Origin of the sequence: Actinomadura nitritigenes (genome assembly GCF_017573545.1) — a bacterium.
Taxonomy (GTDB): domain Bacteria; phylum Actinomycetota; class Actinomycetes; order Streptosporangiales; family Streptosporangiaceae; genus Spirillospora; species Spirillospora nitritigenes.
The window spans coordinates 113,562-132,195 of record NZ_JAGEOK010000030.1 but is presented as its reverse complement, the minus strand read 5'-3'; the positions used below and the strand labels follow the sequence as shown (position 1 = coordinate 132,195).

The following is an 18,634-nucleotide window of genomic DNA, read 5'->3' as shown; positions in this document are numbered from 1 at the left end:
AACGCCCAGCTCAAATCATGGCGAATCCTCCGCAAGCTCCGCTGTAGCCCCGGCAAGGCCGGCCACCTGGTCAAGACCATCGCCGTCCTGCAGAACTACGAGCTCACCCGAGGATGAAAAAGGGTCAATGATATCGACGTGAAGGCGCCGCCCGAAGTCGTATGGAAGCTGCTCGTCGACGCCGAGAACTGGTCGAGCTATTTTCCTCCCGAAGATCGCGTCAAGATCCTGAGCGGCGCGTCGGAACTGGCACTCGAAACCAAGTACAGCCGCGTCACGGTTGGATTTCCCATGACCCTAAAAGTGACGGAGTGCGAGCCTTTCGCCAGACTCTCGTGGGAGACGACGGTCGACGATGACGAAACCGGTTCGAGCGCATACCACGGCTGGGTGATCACGCCCACGGACGATGGTTGTCACGTGCTGACCGAGGAAACGCAGCAGGGCCTTTTCTTCCTCGAGGAGCTCGGGCGTAAGCATCCCGGTGCGCTCTACCGCTATCACCAGGACTGGGTCGAATGCCTCGCCCGTGCCGCCGAGGCGGAAGTGACGAATCCTGCGGCCTGACCGGCACAAATACACAAGCATGGACGAGGCTCCTTAAACCCTCACGCCGCCGGCACCGCCGGCGGCGTAAAGGCATTCTGCAGCGGTATGCGGGCGACAAGGACGTCCCCACGGACCCGCACAGCCAAGTGGTCCATGATCGCCTCCGGCCCCGTCCCGCGATTTGGCGGCGGTGCCTCTACCTCGAGGGCGAGCGTCTCCTGACGCGGATCGGCCAGCAGGGCACGGGCACGCTCCAGCAACACCCCGAGTTCGACCGGGTGCGGGCCGAGCCGGCATGCTTGACGATCCGCTGCCGCCGGCCCGCGGCGTACCCAGCGATCTGCGCCGCCGTAGCTGTGCTTGCCGAAAACCTCGCCCGCGCAGGTCAATCCGCATGCCGGTACTCGTTGAGGATCCCGCCCAGACGTTGCCTTCTTCGGATGTTCCACTGGGCGATCTCGTCGGGTTCGGTGATCGGTGAAGGCAGCGACTTCAACGGGCGGGCGTTGGTCTTGCCCTGGTGAGGTCGATGCTCGTTGTAGGGGGTCTCGACCTCGCGGAGGGCGTAGAGCAGGTGCCGGTCAGCAACGTCTGGATGCCTGCATCGGCCGGAACAGTGTCCAAGAGGTCGGCAGGCACAGGGGCCTCATTCCTGCTGCGGAGATGCCCGGCGGCCTGCGACCACTGCGCGACCCTGACCGGGCCGAGCAGGAATGAGGCACACCGGGCGGCACACATCGCCCGCAGCCGGTTGACGTCCGAGGACGGCTACGGTCCAACCCGAACAGGCCCGGGAATTTTAATACCGCTCGATCAACCCGCCGGCGGCCATGCGTGCGGTCACCTCGTGCAGGCGGTAGCGGGCGGATCACCCACTTGGGCCCGATGCGGACATACTCCGCGAACAGCCTTTGCAGCCCCCGGACGCTCAGCCCCAGCTCACCGGCGAGGCGTTCGACCCTGGTCACGGCCCTGTCCTTGGCGATCTGGCGGGTGAGGTGGTGCACACGAGACACTTCCTTCCCAAGTTGATCAAGGTCAACTCAGATCGGGTATCCGTGGAACGGGGGGAAGCTCACCGGTTTCGATGGAGGCTCTAGGTTGAGGAGGTCTGGTGATCTCGATGGAGTGGGGCGCAGCCTGAACGGGTGAGCGGGAGGGGTGCGCGGAGGTCGTGCCCGGGAGGCGGGTGGCCGTTACCGGCGCGGGCCTCAAGGATGCGGTGTTCTTGCAACTCGGCCTGCCGGTCGAGGCAGTGGCGCTGGACGACGCGCGCGCCGCCGCCCTGGCTCCCGCGGCCACTCCTCGGTTCCAGAAACCGTCCAGATCGGCGATCAGCACGGATCGTGAGCGCGTTGTAATCACCGATGGGCATCATCGTCACCATGACCCCATGGAGGCAGCAGCGCGGATGGCGGCCGCCAGCTCGTTCCCGATCTGCCGCCAGTTCCCGCTCATAGGCGGTCTGCCATGCGGTGACGCGTTCGGTGCCCCACACGAGGGCATTGGGGCGCTTGCCTGTCTTGAGCTTGGCCGGCTTCGCCACGTTCACCGTGACCAGGCCTTGCCGTACCGCGTCCGCCAGAGCCGACCGTAGGGTCGCGCGGATGCGCTGCATGGTCGCCGCCCCGACCGTCCGGCGGTGCGGCGGAAGCCCGGCGAGTTCGGCGCGAGCGGCTCTGTGCGCGGCCTTGTCCCCGGATCGCCATGCCCGCCGGGCCGCCGCAAGCAACCGCCGACGTTCCCCTGCCGCCCACAAGATGCGCTCGTTGCCGGCGTCGATCGCGGCGAACATCTCGTTCACATGTGAAACGCGTAGCTGGTCCAGTTCTATGTGGCCGAGGTGGGGGTTGAGGTGGTACTCGATGTGCTCCCTGTAGGATTTGCGGGTACTGCGGCGCAGGCCCCGATGGTCGGCAAGCCACTCATCAAGGTATTGCCCGACCGTGTACTACCGCACACCCGGGTCCAACCCGCGCAATGCCCGGCACAGTGCATCCTCCAGAGCGTTCTCAGCGCCCTCTTGCGTGGTGAACCCGCCCCGGCGGACCCGACGGCGCTTACCACCTGGGCCGGCGTCGAGTTCCAAGTAGAAATACCAGGTACCGTGCCGCGGGTTCCACGTGCCGCCCTCATGACGCAACTGCGGACAGCGGGAAGCAAGTTCCTTTCCGTTCACGCCACGGCATTTACACCTCTTGTACGTCGACCCCTTCATCGAAACCCGATGCTACATACCAGTCCGCAAGCCACACCAGCACCGAAAGGCTTCCTCAAGCCCATCTATGACACTCGGAAATAGCCCAATCTCCCAACCTTTTCTATTTTGGTACCGACGCTTTTTCGTCGACCGGCGGGTGCGGAGCGAGATCAGCGAAGGCCCGGGACGATCGCGGGCATGATGGCAGCCCGCAAGTACCCCGACGAGCTGCGCGGACGCGCTACGAGGATGGCGATCGAGGCTACAAGGACCTCGGGCCCCGGGCCGGTGGGCTATGCCGTATCGCCGACCAGCTCGGCTTTCATCCCGACGCGCTGCGCACCTGGGTCAAGCGTGCCGAGACCGACGAGGACCTGCGCCGGGGAATCACGAGTGATGAAGCAGCATGCACCGCTGAACTGGAACGGGAGAACGCGGGCTAAAGTGAGCCAACGCGGCCGGGCGGGGGCATGGCGCGGCCGGACCGCATCACGGTCCGCGATAATTGACGGTTACCGCGTTGCGGTGGCCAGTGCCGCGCGGATGGCGTCCTCGCCGACCGGCTGGCCATTCTCGTTCGAGTACGGCCCATACGGTGTTCCCCACACCGGCGTACCCGTCGCCTGCCGCCAACTGTCGGCCAGCGTTCCCGCGTCTACCACGCTGTAGCCGATGGAGCCGATGAATTCGGTCGCCGCCGCCTTCGCCGGTGCGGAGTCCCCAGCGATCGGCAGGTAGGAGCGGTCGGCCACCCCCGCCGGGCGGGCAAGTGACAGCAGGTGCTTGAAGAAGATGTTGTTGAACGCCTTCACGAGGAGGGCGTCCGGGACGTACCGCAGAAGCAGTTCGCTTGAGGTGAGAGACTTGTCGTCAAGCTCGGGGATGTACCCGTCACGCTCGGGGCCGTAGTTGCAGGTGTCGATGACCGTCTTCCCGGCCAGTGGCGCGGCGGGCACGTGCGGGAAGGCACTGACCGGCACCGCGACCACGACGATGTCACCGGCCGCCGCGGCCTCTTCGCTCGTCGCCGCGGACGCCCGCGGCCCCAGTTCCTCGGCCGTTCCCACGAGCGTTCCGGGGCCGCGCGAGTTGCTGAGCACCACATGGTGCCCGGCCCCGACAGCGAGTCGCGCGAGGGTCCTGCCGATGCTTCCGCTTCCGATGAATCCCACAGTCGTCATGGTCTCAACGTCCTTCAGAAGAGCCGGACTCGCCGGTTGCCCGGCTCACTGCGATCCGGGTTCCCGCCATCAGCCAGCGGGGAAATAGTGGCCGTTGTCCAGATCGGCGAGCAGGCCGGGCTGGGCGGGTTCCCAGCCGAGGGTCCGGCGGGTGATGAGGTTGGACGCCGGGTAGCTCTGCGTGACGATATTCGTGAGGAACCCGAAGTACCCCGGTGTCATCAGGGCATCGTTGGGGACGCTCACGGCGGGCAGGCCCATGCGGCTGGCGATGGCCTCGGCGATGTCGCGGAACGTGATGCCCCCGTCCTCGACCGCGTGCCAGTATCTGCCGGCCGGCCCCTTCTCCAGCGCCAGGCGGAACAGGGTGGCGGCATCGCGGATGTGCACGGCGTTCCATAGGTTCGCGCCGTCTCCGGGGTAGCCGACGAACCCCTTTTCCTTCGCGAGCGCGATCAGCTGCACGAGGAAGCCGGCACGATCGGTCGTGCTGTGCGCGATGTTGGCGATCCGCACGACCGAAGACCGCACCCCCTGCTCGGAGAGGTCGACAACGGCACTTTCCACGACGTTGCGGACCCGCAGGGTGCCCTTGTGCTCCTCGCCGGCGGGGAGGGCCGGGTCCACCTCGGTGGCCGGCCGCCCCAGGTTCCCGGGCGAGCCCATGCTTCCCGCCGTGACCAGCGGCTTGCCGGTACTCGCAAGTGCCTCGCCGTACGCGAGCATGATCGGAAGCTCCGCAGCGGCCACGGCGTCCATTCCGCCGGAGGGCAGCAGATCCTGCCTGTGGGCGACGTGGATGACGCCGTCGGAGCCCGAGGCTGCCTCCTTGAGCCCGTCGAGATCCTGAAGGTCGCCGCGACGCACCTTCGCGCCGAGCGCGGACAGGGCCGCCGCGGAAGCGTCCGACCGGGCCAGGCCGGTGACCTCGTGCCCGGCGGCGATGAGCTCGGGGATGATGTACGAACCGGAATGGCCGGTCCCCCCGGCGACGAATACGTGCATCTAGCTGTCCTTGTGAGGGTAGGTGCAGGGTCTTTCCGTGCCGTAAGTGAACTGGTGCAATGCGGCACGAGAGGTAGTGATGGGAGTGCGCTCAGCCGAGAAGGGTGATGCCGAGGGAGAAATTGGCGTGCTTGACGGAGTGGTTCATGAGGCCCAGCTCCAGCAGGCCGGCGTTCTCCAGCGCCCGCGCCATGAACAGTTCCCCCGTGTCCCAGGGGCGCAGCCCCAGGCTCTCGGCGAACGCCGACACACGTGCCTTCGCCTGCGCGTCGTCGCCGGCGATGAACACGTCCAGAGGGCGGTCCTCGGCCGGGCCGGCCGTCAGAACGTGGGAGAACACGGTGTTGAACGCCTTGACGACATGCGCATCGCCGGGAGCCGCCTTGGCGATCTCCTGTGCGCCGGAACTGCCGTCGGGGACGACGAAGCCCCGCAGGTCGGGGGCTACGGGGTTGGTGACGTCGACGATGATCTTGCCGCGCAGTGCGTCCCCGTACTCCCGCACCACCGCCGCCGCGCCGGCGTACGGCACGGCGAGGATCACGATGTCCCCGGCCGGGGCTGCCCCGGACGTCCCGACCGTGGGGCCGCCGAGCGCGGCGGCCAATTCCTTGGTCTTGGCCTGGTCGCGGCCGATGATCTCGACGGTGTTACCGCCGGCGAGCGCACGGCCGGCCAGCGCACGGGCCATGTTTCCCAATCCGATAATGCTGATGCCGCTCATCGGTATCCCTGCTTTCCGGGCTTTGCCTATGCCGTCAGATTCCAGTGTCGGCTTCTTGTACCGAATTCACTTCGATGCTCTTAAGCGCCTGTTCTTCATGCTGCCATCGGGTCTGAGTGGCGTCCAAGACCTTTTGAAGCCGTGGTGATACCCTGGAGGTACCACCGGGCCGGGGGTTTCATGGATCTGGATCTGCGCAAACTGCGTTACTTCGTCACCGTGGCCGACCGGCTGCATTTCGGCCGCGCCGCCGATGAGCTTCACATCGCACAGCCGGTGCTCAGCCGGCAGATCCGCGCGCTCGAGCGGGATCTCGGCGCCGCGCTGTTCACCAGAGATCGCCACGGCGTAGAGCTGACAGACGCGGGCCGGCAACTGCTGGCCGACGCCGGTCCGCTGCTCGCCTCGACCCACGCGGTCCGCCGCCGGGTGTCCGCGGCCGCCGGCGGCAAGCGGCGGCTGATGGTCGGTTTCCGGGCCGGCATCGCAGTCATCCCGGCGGCCCGTGCGTTCGAGGAGCGGCACCCGGACGTGGTCGTGGACGTGCGGCGGATCGAAGGGGACGACCAGGCTGCGATGCTGCTCGACGGCCGCATCGACGTCGGCTACGTGCGGCTGCCCATTGACGAGGCCGGGCTGCGTGTCACCCCGCTGTACACCGAGCCGCGGGTAGCGGTACTGCCCGCCGGACACCGGCTTGCCGGCAAGGAGGAGGTCACCGAGGCCGACCTGGCCGGCGAAACGCTGGTCTGGCACGGTGACTCGAGCACGCAGCCCACCGAGCGTCCTCTCCCCAACGCCGGATACGCGGTGCGCGGGGTGGACGAGACGCTCGAGCATGTAGCGGCCGGACGGGGAATCTCCTTCCTGGCCCGTTCGGCGTCCGTGTTCTACTCGCATCCGGACGTCGTCTATGTGCCCATCCCGGATCTGGCCCCCGACCAGGTGTACCTCGCGGTGGCGACATCGCACACCTCGCCGGTGGTGAGTGACTTCGTCGCTGCGGCTCAGTCGACAGCCGAGATCACAGCAGAATGCGGGAACTATGAGATGTGGCAGCTTGGAGGCGATATCGCCTCAAGGCACGCTTGAGCAGTCCGGCTGGCCCCCGGTTCATCATGCGCCGGGGAGTGAAAGGCCTGACGGAGTGGTGCTGGCGGCTGACCTCGGAGCCTGTCCCGCTCGACTATTGAGTTGGGCAGCTTGAGCTGGGGTTATGCGGCGTAGTGGTATTCGTTGATCACGCCGGTGACGACGGGTCTTCGCCGGATGGATCGCAGCGCGTTGAGTTCAGCCGGGGTCCTGATGGGCTGGCATTCGGCATCTGGAGGTCGTTGCCGGCGGGCCTGGTGTGGCCGGTGGCCGTTGTAGTGGTCCAGGTACTCGCCGAGCACCAAGGCCAGGTGCCGCTCCCCCAGGATCAACACCCTGTCCAGCAGTTCACGGCGAAGGGTTCCGATCACGCGCTCACAGATGGCATTCATCCGCGGCGTCCGCGACAAGGTCCTGACGGCCCGGAGCCCTTCAACCTTGAACACTTCATCGAACGCGCTGGTGAAGATCGGATCGCGGGCATGGATCAAAAACCGCAGCGCGCCGATACGATCCTCCAACTCCATGGCCAGGTTGCGGGCCTGCTGGACCGCCCACGCCCCCGTCGGGCACGCGGTCACCCCGGCCAGATGCACTCTGCGGGTGCCGTGCTCGATGAACACCAGCGCATAGAGCCGCTTGAGCAGGACCGTCTCCACCACCAGGAAGACGCAGGCGATGATCGCGTGTGCTTGAGCGGTCAGGAACTGCCGCCACGTCGGCTCCGCCCGACGCGGTGCCGGATCGATGCCGGCTGCGTGCAGGATCTCCCACACCGTGGACGCCGCGATCGTGTAGCCGAGACCGGCCAACTCGCCTTGGATCCGCCGATGTCCCCAGGCCGGGTTCTCCCGCGCCATCCGCAGGATCAGCGTTCTGATCGACGCACCCGTGCGGGGGCGACCTGGACGGCGCCGGTCAGTGAAGGTCCACTTACGGGCGACGAGGTCACGGTGCCAGCGCAGGATCGTCGCCGGCACAACCGGGAAGAGTTCGGCCCACCGCCGGCGCGGCACCAGTTGGGACAACGCCGCAAACCAGAGCCGGTCGCCATGATCCCAGCGCGGACGACCTGCGACCTGACGGCGCAGCACTTGGTTCTCGTGACGCAGCACCAGCAACTCGACGTCCTTGGACAGATCAGACCGGACCAGCATCACCAACAGGCCGGGCAGGCTCCGGACCAACCGGTAGAGCAGAGACAACAACACCTCGAGATGGTCGCAGTGACTGCTGCGGCACCGCAGCAAAATCCCAGCTCACAGCATGAAACTGAGTATTCGAGCGGTACAGGATGAGGTGGTGCGGGAGCACGACTTCGACTGTCCGGCGGGTATTGGCCCCAGCGAACTGACCGCCCCGGTGCGTCAACGCCAACAACCCCACCCACCAGGACCGGACCAACGAAGCTGGCCGCCCGGACATGCGTGCTACCTGGCCACCACCGCCAAATACGGCATCGGCTTCCTGGACGCCCTCACTCGGCTCACCAACCAGAGTCCTTGGCCGCTCTCAACAGCCTGAACTCAGCCCAGGAACCGTCCGTGATGGGACACTATTCCCATGAGTTCGTTGTTTCCACTGCTCATCCAACCTCTACGGTAAATCCGTAGTAGGTGCGCCAGTGCGGGGCAGGGTGCCCCGGCGGCAGCGGCGCTCCCGCCAACGGCGGAATCGTCACCGCCTCCCAGTCGACGGTCTCGGCAGGGCCTTCCAAAAGAGCCACAGTGTCGACCTTCTCGCCCCGGGAGTACGAGGTAAGGGTGAGTGTGCCGACCAGGTCGGCATAATTCGCCAACCAATAGTCGCAGGCCCAGCGCAATTCCTCGGGATCGGTGACGACCAGTTGAAGCCTGGTGCATACCGAGCCGCTCCACAACTCCGTCTCGACCAGATGGTAGTCGTAGGGGAAAGCCCCGTCCTCGCCCTCGGGGTAGTCGCCCTCGTCGAACGCTTCGGCCAGCGCCGCTAGGCACGCCTTGGGCGTGGGCGCCTCAGGGGCCTCGCGCAGGACGCCGCCGAGCAACTCCTCCGCCTCCTCTCGCCGACGCGTGTTCGCGGACTCGACCTCCTCCTCGTCGACATCGGGGGCGATGTCGACGATGGTCCGCCACAACGCGATCTGCGTGACCAGCAGACTCCCCAGCAGCGTACGGGCCAGCGCGTCATCGGGACGTGAGGTGACCGCGGCGCGCAGCCATGGTTCACCGGGCCAGACCGGTTCGTCCTCCACCACGGCCACATCCGGAAGCAGGCTCAACAACCGCCCGTATTCCCGGGCGGCCCCGGCGTCGCCGTCCTGCGCCGCCGCCCGCAACGCGGCCACCCGCTCGGAGAAGATCACCACGCCGAGGCACACTACTAGGCATCAAGCAGTTGACCAGTCACCTCCTCGGCTGGCCACTCCTCGGCCTCGGCGATCGCAGCAGTCCGGTGGCTGCGCGGCGGGGGCGGTGCAGTTTCAGCTAGAGGAAGCCTCGTCCAGTCGCCGGGCAGCACAGCGCGGAGCCACCACCAGGGCAGCGGTCAGGCCGTCGGCTGCTGTCCGCGAGCCTGGTTTTCTTAAAAGTGGGCGTTTCATCCTGCGGTTTCTGTTGGGTTCCGGGTTCAGGTTCCGCGCCAGGTGGGTGCGTTCTCGCCGGTGAGGCGGCGGGTCATGAGGTCGGTCATGGCGATGTGGATCATGGCGGCGGAGCTGGCCGGGAGGGTTTCTTAAGGCGGTCGGCAAGTCCTTTACCGCAGGTTGTAGGTGCGGGTCACGGCGGTCAGGTCGCCGTCCTCACGTGTGGAGGGCACCAGATCGCGCGGCGGCGGCACGAAGCCGGGCACGGTCGTGAGACCGGTCGTCTCCGCGATCGCGGTGAGCCGCCGGGCGCCAGGTACGCGCACGCTGATCGAGGCACCGCTGGCGGGGAGGCCGCGGAAGCGGACCTCGCCGGGCCAGGTTTTGGGTCGTGTCCCGTCGACCGCCACGCGTGCGGGCCTGGAGCCCGGTACGGCCGCTGACGCCTCGGTGATCGGGTGGTCGAAGCGCAGCGTCACCGAGCGGGCGCCGCGTCCGGTGTTCACCCGCAGCCGGAGCAGGTCGCCGTCGCGGGAGACGATCTGGACGCTGGGTTCGGCCGCCCGCATCGGCTGAGCCGGACCCGTCCACCGCAGGTTGCGCGCGTATCCGGGCGGAAGCCCGCCCTGGTCGTGGCCGGACACGTACCGCCGGGTCCAGGAGCCGGGATCGGCGTCACCGCTCACCCAGTGCGCGGTGCCGCTGTCGGCGTTCATCACGTAGGCCAGGTGGGTGCGGCGGGGGCGCGTCTGGTCGTAGGTCTCGGCGGTCATCCCGGTCACGGCCAGCGCGACGGCGAGCGCGAGGGCCGACGGCACGGCGAGCGCGGCCCGCCGCTCGGGGAGAACGAGTTCGGCGAGGGGAAGCAGCGTCAGCCCGAACAGTGCCAGCGCCAGTGCGGGCACGCCCGCCAGCGCGAGCCCCATACCGTCGAAGGCCGCCTGCGCCCACGCGGGCAGCAGCAGCCCGGGGACAACGAGCCCGAGCAGCAGTGCCGCAAACCGCCCGCGCGGCAGCAGGACGGCACCCAGACCGCCCAGCGCGCATGCTAGAGCGGGCAGCGTGCACAGGAACGCGGCGCCCGGCGCGGCCCACGTGAGCAGGACGCCCAAACCCGTCGGCCAGGCGAGCGCGCCGACCGCGAGCGCAGCCGGGCCGAGCCTGCGGCGCAGCGGGACGTACCACAGCGACAGCGCGAGCACGGCCAGCGCGGCGACGGCGGCCCGGTAGGGCACCGGCCGGTGCAGCAGGCCGCCCATCGTGTCGTAGTCGGGCCGCACGCCCGCCAGGACGCTCCACAGCACCTGCGCCAGTACGGCCGCCAGCAGCAGCGGCAGCACCGCGGACACCGCGGCGATCAGCATGCGCGGCAGGCTCGCGAGCCGCTGTTTCCGCACCGCCGCGACCAGCCCGCCGAACGCCAGGACCGACAGGACGGTCAGCACCGGCACCAGCGCCCCCGGGTAGGTCACCATCGCCCCGGGCAGGCGGAAGTAGGTCGCGTCGCCCTGACCGTCCAGGTCGGTCAGATCGGTGTTCCCGAGCGTGCGGGTGAGGGCGAGCATGGTGGCGCCCTGGTGCTGGAGGCTGCCCCGATCGAGGTTGCCGATCGAGTCCGTGGCCGTGTGGTAGTGGGAACCGCGCTGGATCCAGGCGAAGTTCATGCCGCGGAACCCGGCTTCGGACAGCGGGGTGAAGTCGGTGTTGTTCGGCAGCATCCGGTAGAGCTCGACCATCGAGGAGTCACCGTGCGGCCTCGGCGCCGCGTCCGCGAACGCGCTGACCAGCCGCGCATTGTTCCGGGTCGTCTCGAACATCAGGGTGGGCCCGCCCGCCCCGCGCGCTTCGAAGTTGAGGAGCACGCCCTTGGCGCGGCCGAGCGGATGCTCCCGGACGAACGCCTCAGCGCCGAGCACGCCGTCCTCCTCCCCGTCGGACAGCAGCAGGACCAGGTCGTTGCGCAGCGGGCCGCGCTCCCGCAGCGCGCGGGCCGTCTCCAGGATCGCTGCCACGGCCGCACCGTCGTCGGACGCGCCGGGCCCCATCGCCGCGGAGTCGTAGTGCGCGGCCAGCATGATCGTCCCGGTGGGGTCGCTGCCCGGGAGCGTGGCGACCACGTTCTCCACCCGCCCGAACGTCGCCAGCCCCGCCCCCGAGGAGGCCCCGACCGCACGCTGCACCTGCACGCCGAACCCTTCGGCGCGCAGGCGCTCGACGAGGTAGTCGCGCGTCCTCGCGCTCGCCGCACTGCCGATCGGCCGCGGCTCGGTGGCGAACCGGCTGAGATGGCCGAGGGCTCGCGCGGCACTGAACTCGTCCGGTCGTGCGTCCACGGGCAGCGGGCGCGGTGGGCCGTCCGCCATCGTCGCGGCGAACATGACCACGCCGAGGGCCAGCAATCCGAGAACGCCGGCGAGTACACGGCGTGATGCGTCGAGCAATCTCTCCGTCACGCGACCCGACGCTAGGCCCGCCCACGCAGGCCCGGAATGGGGCGCGCAACCCCGTCGGGCTGCGGTTTTCCGCACCCCCCTTTCATGTTGACCCTCTCAAGGTGCAGATCGAACCGCCGGTGATGTCCGCCCCTCGCCTGCGAATCGATGGGCCGTTCGGATCGGCGGACGACTGTGCACGCACCGCCTGCTCGGTTGCGGCACCGATGGTCGACCGTGGCGGCTGCATGTCCAGGGGGGCGCACTTGCCGAGCGGGAGCCGGGCGGCCGTCGCCGAGCCGACCGACCATCCGCGCGGGGAGGGTCATCCGGCCCGGGTGGTGCACCGGGCCGCGATGCGGGTCAACCTGGTGCGGCCAGTGCGGGGGCCGCTCCTGCTCGTCGGGCCGTGGGCGGGCGGTCCCGCCGGCGTGCTCGTCGCCGCTGGTCCTGGAGTTCGTCGGAGTCGTGCGGGTGATGACGCGCGGGCGGAGCGCGACCAGGGTCACCTCGGCGAGCCCGACGCCGCCGAACTCTTGGCGCTTGACGCCGCACTGCGCACCCGAGCCTCTCCCCTGATCTCCTCCTGAATCCCGCGAACCTCAGCTGTCTCGGGCGGGCGGGCTTCTCCGGCGGCCGCGCGATCAGTGGTCGTTCTCGGCCGGGGTGGCGGCGAGGGGCCGGCCGACGATCTGCTGGAGCGTGGCGACGTACTCGTCGAACGCGCGGCGGCCCTGGCGGGTGAGCTTGAACCAGGTGCGGGGGCGCTTGCCGGCGTAACCTTTGCGGATCTCGACGTAGCCGGCCGTCTCCAGCGCGCTTGCGTGCTTGGACACCACCGAGTCGCTCAGCCCGAGGCTGTCGCGGACGAAGCCGAACTCGGCCTCGGTCGCCGTCGCCAGCAGGGAGACCATCTGCAGCCGCGCGGGGGTGTGGATCACGGGGTCCAGGTTCATCGGGCGACCTTCCCGGCCAGCCGCGCGAACACGATGGTCCGCCCGGCGGACGGTCGCTGCACTGTAGACGGCGGCGACGGCGCCCGCGACGGCCTTCTGCCAGACGCCCGAGTCGGTGACCAGGCCGACCAGGGGTGGGACGACGCCCCAGACCACGAAGATCGAGGCGATCCACAGCGCCATCAGGGCACCGGCCTTTAGCGTCCAGGTGCGCGGCCGGAACTTGATGCGGGTGCGGGCGGACAGCGCGGCGACGAGACCGAGCAGCCCGGCGACCGCGGCGGCGGCGAGGCCGGCCTGGGCGGTGCCGTCCAGCTCGGTGCTGACCGCGGCCGCCGTGCCGAGACCGATGACGCCCGGGAGGTACCAGACCGGCAGCCGCTGGTCAGCGTGGGCGCGCTGCTGGTCCGCTCGATCGCGGCGAGGGCCTCGGCGGCGTCGGTGTACTGGTCGCTCATGGGGGGTGGCCGAGGGTGCTGGGGGAGGCAGGTCTTCGGCGGGCGTTCTCGGACGGCCCGCCTCCCCGGCCCCGTACGGGCCTGACGATGGTGCGTTGGCATGCACCGGAGCCCCGGCCGTCGTCCTGCAGCACGCTCGGATCCGAGGGCAAACAGCCCCGGGGCGCCGGGCCGTCTACGGCCCGGGCACCGGAAACGCGGACCGTGTTCGAGGCCTTGTCAGCGGTCGGGGACGAGCTGCGGGAAACGGCTCACCCATCGGCGCTGCCAAGGGGTTTCCACGGCTTTGGGGTGATGGTGCGCGCGGGCCCAGTCGGTCGCGTCGGCGGCGTCCACCCCGGACAGGATGGCCAGGCAGGCGATGACCGTGCCCGTGCGGCCGACGCCGCCGCCGCACGCCACCTCGGCCGACAGACCGGAACGCGCCTGTTCGTGCAGGTGATGGATCTGCCGGACGGCCTCGTCGGAATCGCGGGGCAGCAGGAAGTCGGGCCAGTCGATCCAGACGTGGGGCCAGGACAGCGCGGCCTCGTGGCGGCGGCGCAACCGGCCGGACCCGAGGTAGAGGCCGACGTCGGGCCTGGGCCCTTCGGGCAGCGGACGGCGCAGGCCGCGGCCGCGGATGTAGGTGCCGTCGGGCAGGCGGACGGCCCCCTGCAGCAGGGAAGTGTTCATCGGATCAGGCCCCTTTCATGGTGGCGTGCGCGGTGGTTGGCGACGTTGACGCGGTTGCCGCACAGGTCGGGCATGCAGTAGAGGCGCCTTCCGGCCCGGCTGATGTCGGCGAACACGCCTCGGCAGCCAGGGGCCGCACACGGACGGAAACGCCGGTGCCCCAGCGTTCGCACGACGCCCAGGATGCCGGTGGCGACAAGCGCGGCGAGTTCGTCGGCGAGGCCGGCTCCCGGCGCGGTGGGGATCAGCCATTCCCAATGGCCCGTGTCCCGCCGTTCCAGCGTCGGGGCCAGCCCGGCGCGCCGGATCAGCACGGTCGCTCCCGCGACCGCCTGACCGGCGGTCTCGGTCTCGATGATCCCCCGCACCTCGCGGCGCAGGAAGTGCACCTGACGGACGTCCTCATCGGTGAGCGGGCCCTCGCGTCGCAGCCGGTGCTCGGCGAGGAAGGCCGCCAGCGCGATCGGATCGGGCAGCGCGTCTCCGCTGGTCCGCACGGTGGGTGAGGTGGCGACCAGGTCGTTGGCGACCACCATCCCCCAGCTGTAGTCATCAATGGGGATCTTCACGACACCTCCAGGTAATGACTATAGTAGCGCTATAACCCTTACTCGATGCCGGCCCTGCGCCGCTCGATTATTGAGTTATGCGGCTTGAGCTGGGGTTATGCGGCATGGCGGTATTCGTTGATCATGCCCGTGACGACGGGTCTTCGCCGGATGGATCTCAGGTCGTTTGCTTCAGCCGGGGTCCTGGCGGGCTGGCATTCGGCATCTGGAGGTCGTTGCCGGCGGGCTTGGTGGGGCCGGTGGCCGTTGTAGTGGGTCAGGTACTCGCCGAGCACCAGGGCCAGGTGCCGCTCCCCCAGGATCAACACCCGGTCCAGCAGTTCACGGCGAAAGGTTCCGATGACGCGCTCGCAGATGGCGGTTATCCGAGGTGTCCGCGACAAGATCCTCACGACCTTGAGCCCTTCGGTTTTGAGCACCTCATCGAACGCGGCGGTGAAGACCGGATCGCGGTCGTGGATCAAGAACCGCAGCGCGCCGATACGATCCCCCAACTCCATCGCCAGGTTGCGGGCCTGCTGCACCGCCCACGCCCCCGTCGGGCACGCGGTCACCCCGCCCAGGTGCACTCTGCGGGTACCGTGCCCAATGAACACCAGCACATAGAGCCGCTTGAGCAGGACCGTCTCCACCACCAGGAAGACGCAGGCGATGATCGCGTGTGCTTGAGCGGTCAGGAACTGCCGCCACGTCGGCTCCGCCCGACACGGTGCCGGATCGATGCCGGCTGCATGCAGGATCTCCCACACCGTGGAAGCCGCAATCGTGTAGCCGAGACGCGCCAACTCTCCTTGGATCCGCCGGTGCCCCCACGCCGGGTTCTCTCGCGCCATCCGCAAGATCAGCGTTCTGATCGCCGCACCTGTGCGGGGGCGACCTGGACGGCGCCGGTCGGTGAAGGTCCACTTACGGGCGAGGAGGTCACAAAGCCAGCGCAGGATCGTCGCCGGAACAACCGGAAATGAGGTTCCCCCCGTAGCGCGGCCACCTGGGGTGAGATGGGTCAACTGGTCGGCGGTGAGGCGCGGTGTCGCTCCTCAAAGGCGACCGGGCTCAGCATTCCGATACTGGAATGTCTTCTGAACGGGTTATACCAGCACTCGATCCATTCAAACACTGCGGCAGCGAGTTCGGCTCTTGTCGACCATTTCTTGGTATTCAGGAGTTCGAGTTGCATTGTCCCTCAGAACGACTCCATCATGGCATTATCGAAGCAGTCGCCGACGGTGCCCATCGAGCCGGGCAGCCCAGCGTCTCGCAGGCGCTTCCCAAACGCCCAGCATGTGTACTGGGCAGCCGTTGTCGCTGTGGTGAATCAGGCCGCCGGCCTGCGGCCGTCCTTCGCGCCGTCGTTGCCACAGCGCCATCTCCAGGGCGTCCAAGGGTAGGTCGGTGCGCAGGTGGTCGGCCAGCTGCCAGCCGACGATCCGGCGAGAGAAGGCGTCCAGCACGAACGCCACGTACACCCAGCCTTCCCAGGTGCGCACGTAGGTGATGTCGGCCAGCCGCAACCGGTCCGGCCGGTCCGCGGTGAAGCGCCGGTTGACCAGATCCGGTGGTCGAGGCATCGACTCGTCGGGTGTGGTGGTGCGCCGCTTGGCTCCGCGGCGCACACCTTCCAGCCCATGCTCGCGCATCAGCCGCTCCACCGTGCACCGAGCCACCCGCACGCCTTCGCGGCGCAGCTGCTGGTGCACGCGCCGGGATCCGTAGACCCCGTAGTTGGCCTGGTGCACGTCTTTGATCTGCTCAAGCAGGGCTGCATCGCGCTGGGCGCGGGCCGAGGGCGGGCGGCGTTTGCGGCCGTAGTAGGTGCCCGGGCACAGGTTCAGCACCCTGCACACCGGCTCGACCCCGAAGCGGTCGCGAAGGTGGTCGACCACCGCGACTACTTCGTCCGGGGCTGGCCGAGCTCGGCGGCGAAAAACGTACTGGCGGCCTTCAGTATCGCGTTGGCCCGCTTCAGCTCGCTGTTCTCGCGGCGCAGCCGCCTGAGCTCCTCGCGTTCAGCGCTGGTCAGCTGCTCGGACCGCTGGCCGGCATCGGCCTGGGCCTGCCGCACCCAGGTACGCGGCGCCTCACGGTGGATGCCCAGATCAGCGGCGATCTGCGCGATCGGCCGATCGGACTCCAACGCCAGCCGGACAGCCCGCTCCCGAAGCTCTTGAGGGTACTTGCGTGGTGCCGCCATCGCGGTCATGCTCCTCCCTGCCAGCCGAGATCATGACTGGCTTGAAGGACTTCACCGAACCCGGTACGGCTCACTCAGAGATGTACGTGATAATTGACTATTACCTCGTAGGTTGTGGCTGACTGTCGATGCTGCTGGCTAGTTCGGGGCTGCTTGTGGGTGAAGCCAGTCCAGTGCTGCGGGGGCGGAGTTCAGGACGGAGATGTGTCCGTCGTCTGCAGACAGCCGTAGGTGTGCTGTGGGGCAGTTGCGGGCGAGCCATCGGCCGTGGGCGCAAGGAGCAATCCGGTCTTGTTCCCCGTGCAGCAACAGGACCGGTGCGGTGATGTCGGCCGGGGCGAAGCCCCAGGGCGCGACATAGGCCAGGTCGTCATCGATGAGCCCGTCGAGGCCGTTCTCGAGGGCCCGGTCGACGATGTCGCCGAACCAGGACCACGGGCCAGTGAGTGCTGCATGGTCTGCCGGAGTGAACATGTCCGGGTCGTACTCGGCGTTGGTCTGGTGGTGCTGTTTGGTCGCGCGGCCGGCGACGGCTGCCCGTAGGGAGTTCGCGGTGGAGTTCGTCATGCCGGAGAACCAGTCGAGTCCATCGGCGTCGAACGGGGCCAGGGCGGCGATGCCGATTACGGCGGTGACCCGGTCGGGCAGCAGTGCTCCGCAGGCCAGAGCGTGCGGAGCACCGCCCGAGTGCCCCATGACCGCAAACCGCGCAATGCCGAGCGCGTCGGCGATGGCGCTGACGTGGGCAGCGGCGGACGCTACGTCCCGGTCCGGGGCCGGCGTGGAGCCGCCGTAACCAGGCCGGTCGTAGCCGACCCAGCGGATGCGGTGCTGGCTCCTGGTGGAGAACAGGGGGTGCGGAGGCGCGCCGATGTTCGGTGTGCCGTGGTGCCAGAACACGGTGAGGGCCTCGGCGGCGTCTTCGGAACCGGTGTCGTAGACGCGCAGACGGCGACCATCAGCCACGTCGATGTCGAATTCAGTGACTCCCACAGACGAGACCGTATCGACCACATCCGACATGCCATGGTCTCTCTTTCATGTCATACAGGGCCCCGTTCCTCCGCCGAGGGAGTGCGGTCTCAGACGATCGACCGCTCGAGGCCAGGGATCAACCCGTTGTAGTGGTGCACGCCGACCTCCTCGACGCGGAACCTATGTGGTTCCGCCCACGGAGGTCATCCAGATACCCGCCGAGCGCGGCCACCCGTTTCGTTTCTCAGCCCGAGCACAAGGGTCACGCCCTGCTGCGGCGCGAACTCCACCAACCCCGCTCGGTGTCGACTTCACCGCCTAGAGATTTCAATCGCCCATCGCTTCACTTATGTACGTGATAACAAGCTAATATCGCGTACATACACGTCGATCCGCTCCCGCCGACCTGGGGATCTGCCCTCGCGGCGGATACGCGACTCCGGCACGTTATCCGGTACATCGCACGACGCCCGGGTTCTCCCGCACCAAACGCAGCACCAGCAGCCGGATGGAGCGAACGGTCGGTGGCCGGCCCGGCCGCTTGGGTTTCGAGCGGGCAGCGTGCCTACCGGTGACCTGGTCGCGGTGCCAGCGCAGCACCGTCTCCGGCCGCACCAGTAGCCGCATCTGCCGCAGCGCGCCAGAAGGTAACCGGTGCAGCAGCGCCGCGAGCAGCGCCCGGTCCACCGCAGTGAACCGCACTCGCTTTCCGGTGAGCTGGCGCTCCAGCACGGCGATCTGATGCCGCAGCACCAAGATTTCAGCGTCCTTCTCCCGATCGGTCATCGGAAGCAGACGCAGCACCGCAAACGCGTTCGCCATGGTCGAGTAAGCCGGTCGCAAGAGCACAATCGTTCATCATCCCGCGCCGAACGCCGTGCCGTCGCCTGCCCTGCAACTGATCAAGCGCGGCGTCGGAGCCCATCACCTCCCATGCATCTCACCTGCACGGACGTGGTGTTCTGTAGGCACAGGTGTGGGCCGGGCGCCGCGCCGCTGCGGCGGTGTCTCGGCGGTGTCTCGGCGGTCGAAGGCTGCGTGTTCTCGGAAGTCACTCGGGAGTT

Annotated in this window: 21 protein-coding genes and 2 pseudogenes; 4 read left to right on the top strand and 19 right to left on the bottom strand. The window is 68.4% G+C overall.

What is annotated here, in order from left to right; translation table 11 throughout:
* Positions 1-117: pseudogene (locus tag J4557_RS37045) on the top strand (IS5/IS1182 family transposase); the annotation flags it as partial.
* Positions 118-138: 21 nt separating this feature from the next.
* Positions 139-567: an SRPBCC domain-containing protein gene (locus tag J4557_RS37040; protein ID WP_307800419.1), complete on the top strand. Its 429-nt coding sequence runs from the start codon at positions 139-141 to the stop codon at positions 565-567.
* Positions 568-608: 41 nt separating this feature from the next.
* Here the strand turns inward: J4557_RS37040 and J4557_RS37035 are convergent, their stop codons facing one another.
* From J4557_RS37035 to J4557_RS37010, 7 genes and pseudogenes are all read right to left on the bottom strand, one after another.
* On the bottom strand, positions 609-998 hold the full coding sequence (locus tag J4557_RS37035) for a hypothetical protein (protein ID WP_208271463.1): 390 nt from the start codon (positions 996-998) through the stop codon (positions 609-611).
* A gap of 647 nt (positions 999-1,645) precedes the next feature.
* A complete protein-coding gene (locus J4557_RS37030) occupies positions 1,646-2,353 on the bottom strand; it encodes a hypothetical protein (RefSeq protein WP_243776937.1) in 708 nt (235 codons plus the stop codon).
* 3 nt (positions 2,354-2,356) lie between these two features.
* Positions 2,357-2,485: pseudogene (locus J4557_RS52255) on the bottom strand (tyrosine-type recombinase/integrase); the annotation flags it as partial.
* A gap of 15 nt (positions 2,486-2,500) precedes the next feature.
* Positions 2,501-2,767: an Arm DNA-binding domain-containing protein gene (locus J4557_RS52250; RefSeq protein ID WP_372442570.1), complete on the bottom strand. Its 267-nt coding sequence runs from the start codon at positions 2,765-2,767 to the stop codon at positions 2,501-2,503.
* Positions 2,768-3,261: 494 nt separating this feature from the next.
* The gene (locus J4557_RS37020; protein WP_208271461.1) at positions 3,262-3,930 is read right to left on the bottom strand and encodes an NADPH-dependent F420 reductase; all 669 of its coding nucleotides are present in this window, start codon (positions 3,928-3,930) and stop codon (positions 3,262-3,264) included.
* A 69-nt stretch (positions 3,931-3,999) separates the two neighbouring features.
* Entirely contained in the window at positions 4,000-4,935 is a 936-nt protein-coding gene (locus J4557_RS37015; RefSeq protein WP_208271460.1) for an SDR family oxidoreductase, read from the bottom strand.
* 91 nt (positions 4,936-5,026) lie between these two features.
* Entirely contained in the window at positions 5,027-5,659 is a 633-nt protein-coding gene (locus J4557_RS37010; RefSeq protein ID WP_208271459.1) for an NADPH-dependent F420 reductase, read from the bottom strand.
* A 180-nt stretch (positions 5,660-5,839) separates the two neighbouring features.
* Here J4557_RS37010 and J4557_RS37005 point away from each other — a divergent pair, with 180 nt between their 5' ends.
* On the top strand, positions 5,840-6,751 hold the full coding sequence (locus tag J4557_RS37005) for a LysR family transcriptional regulator (protein WP_208271458.1): 912 nt from the start codon (positions 5,840-5,842) through the stop codon (positions 6,749-6,751).
* A 122-nt stretch (positions 6,752-6,873) separates the two neighbouring features.
* Here J4557_RS37005 and J4557_RS37000 read toward each other — a convergent pair whose 3' ends face one another.
* The 3 genes from J4557_RS37000 to J4557_RS36990 form a co-directional block, all read right to left on the bottom strand.
* Complete coding sequence (locus tag J4557_RS37000; protein WP_208271457.1) at positions 6,874-7,962, bottom strand: integrase core domain-containing protein; 1,089 nt, start codon at positions 7,960-7,962, stop codon at positions 6,874-6,876.
* A 374-nt stretch (positions 7,963-8,336) separates the two neighbouring features.
* Complete coding sequence (locus J4557_RS36995) at positions 8,337-9,098, bottom strand: hypothetical protein (protein ID WP_208271456.1); 762 nt, start codon at positions 9,096-9,098, stop codon at positions 8,337-8,339.
* A gap of 386 nt (positions 9,099-9,484) precedes the next feature.
* Positions 9,485-11,767, bottom strand: a complete 2,283-nt coding sequence (locus J4557_RS36990; RefSeq protein WP_307800418.1) for a M28 family peptidase — start codon at positions 11,765-11,767, stop codon at positions 9,485-9,487.
* A 101-nt stretch (positions 11,768-11,868) separates the two neighbouring features.
* Between J4557_RS36990 and J4557_RS36985 the strand changes: the two genes are divergently transcribed.
* The gene (locus J4557_RS36985; RefSeq protein WP_208271455.1) at positions 11,869-12,336 is read left to right on the top strand and encodes a hypothetical protein; all 468 of its coding nucleotides are present in this window, start codon (positions 11,869-11,871) and stop codon (positions 12,334-12,336) included.
* Positions 12,337-12,390: 54 nt separating this feature from the next.
* Here the strand turns inward: J4557_RS36985 and J4557_RS51895 are convergent, their stop codons facing one another.
* The 9 genes from J4557_RS51895 to J4557_RS36940 form a co-directional block, all read right to left on the bottom strand.
* Positions 12,391-13,266, bottom strand: a complete 876-nt coding sequence (locus J4557_RS51895; RefSeq protein WP_307800417.1) for a winged helix-turn-helix domain-containing protein — start codon at positions 13,264-13,266, stop codon at positions 12,391-12,393.
* Between the two features lie 113 nt (positions 13,267-13,379).
* Positions 13,380-13,835 (bottom strand): phosphatase domain-containing protein, encoded by a 456-nt coding sequence (locus J4557_RS36975; RefSeq protein ID WP_208271454.1) that lies wholly within the window; start codon positions 13,833-13,835, stop codon positions 13,380-13,382.
* Positions 13,832-14,404, bottom strand: coding sequence for a CGNR zinc finger domain-containing protein (locus tag J4557_RS36970; RefSeq protein ID WP_208271453.1), 573 nt, complete (start codon positions 14,402-14,404; stop codon positions 13,832-13,834). The genes J4557_RS36975 and J4557_RS36970 overlap by 4 nt, the downstream gene beginning before the upstream one ends.
* Positions 14,405-14,499: 95 nt before the next feature.
* A complete protein-coding gene (locus J4557_RS36965; RefSeq protein ID WP_208271452.1) occupies positions 14,500-15,411 on the bottom strand; it encodes an integrase core domain-containing protein in 912 nt (303 codons plus the stop codon).
* Entirely contained in the window at positions 15,408-15,581 is a 174-nt protein-coding gene (locus J4557_RS52245; RefSeq protein WP_208271451.1) for an IS3 family transposase, read from the bottom strand. Before J4557_RS52245 ends, J4557_RS36965 begins: the two co-directional genes overlap by 4 nt.
* A 28-nt stretch (positions 15,582-15,609) precedes the next feature.
* Positions 15,610-16,287 carry an IS3 family transposase gene (locus J4557_RS36955; protein ID WP_208271450.1) on the bottom strand — a complete coding sequence of 226 codons (678 nt, stop codon included), beginning with the start codon at positions 16,285-16,287 and terminating at the stop codon, positions 15,610-15,612.
* Between the two features lie 5 nt (positions 16,288-16,292).
* Positions 16,293-16,604, bottom strand: coding sequence for a transposase (locus J4557_RS36950; RefSeq protein WP_208271449.1), 312 nt, complete (start codon positions 16,602-16,604; stop codon positions 16,293-16,295).
* 129 nt (positions 16,605-16,733) lie between these two features.
* Positions 16,734-17,618: an alpha/beta fold hydrolase gene (locus J4557_RS36945; protein WP_243776935.1), complete on the bottom strand. Its 885-nt coding sequence runs from the start codon at positions 17,616-17,618 to the stop codon at positions 16,734-16,736.
* 399 nt (positions 17,619-18,017) lie between these two features.
* Positions 18,018-18,419 carry a hypothetical protein gene (locus J4557_RS36940; RefSeq protein WP_208271448.1) on the bottom strand — a complete coding sequence of 134 codons (402 nt, stop codon included), beginning with the start codon at positions 18,417-18,419 and terminating at the stop codon, positions 18,018-18,020.
* Between the last annotated feature and the right edge of the window lie 215 nt (positions 18,420-18,634).

What these genes read in the sequence shown, in the direction of transcription:
- J4557_RS52250 (WP_372442570.1), bottom strand. Translation starts at nt 2,767, where the DNA reads ATGAAGGGGTCGACGTACAAGAGGTGTAAATGCCGTGGCGTGAACGGA.
- J4557_RS37020 (WP_208271461.1), bottom strand. Translation starts at nt 3,930, where the DNA reads ATGACGACTGTGGGATTCATCGGAAGCGGAAGCATCGGCAGGACCCTC.
- J4557_RS37015 (WP_208271460.1), bottom strand. Translation starts at nt 4,935, where the DNA reads ATGCACGTATTCGTCGCCGGGGGGACCGGCCATTCCGGTTCGTACATC.
- J4557_RS37010 (WP_208271459.1), bottom strand. Translation starts at nt 5,659, where the DNA reads ATGAGCGGCATCAGCATTATCGGATTGGGAAACATGGCCCGTGCGCTG.
- J4557_RS37005 (WP_208271458.1), top strand. Translation starts at nt 5,840, where the DNA reads ATGGATCTGGATCTGCGCAAACTGCGTTACTTCGTCACCGTGGCCGAC.
- J4557_RS36975 (WP_208271454.1), bottom strand. Translation starts at nt 13,835, where the DNA reads ATGAACACTTCCCTGCTGCAGGGGGCCGTCCGCCTGCCCGACGGCACC.
- J4557_RS52245 (WP_208271451.1), bottom strand. Translation starts at nt 15,581, where the DNA reads ATGCAACTCGAACTCCTGAATACCAAGAAATGGTCGACAAGAGCCGAA.
- J4557_RS36950 (WP_208271449.1), bottom strand. Translation starts at nt 16,604, where the DNA reads ATGACCGCGATGGCGGCACCACGCAAGTACCCTCAAGAGCTTCGGGAG.
- J4557_RS36945 (WP_243776935.1), bottom strand. Translation starts at nt 17,618, where the DNA reads ATGTCGGATGTGGTCGATACGGTCTCGTCTGTGGGAGTCACTGAATTC.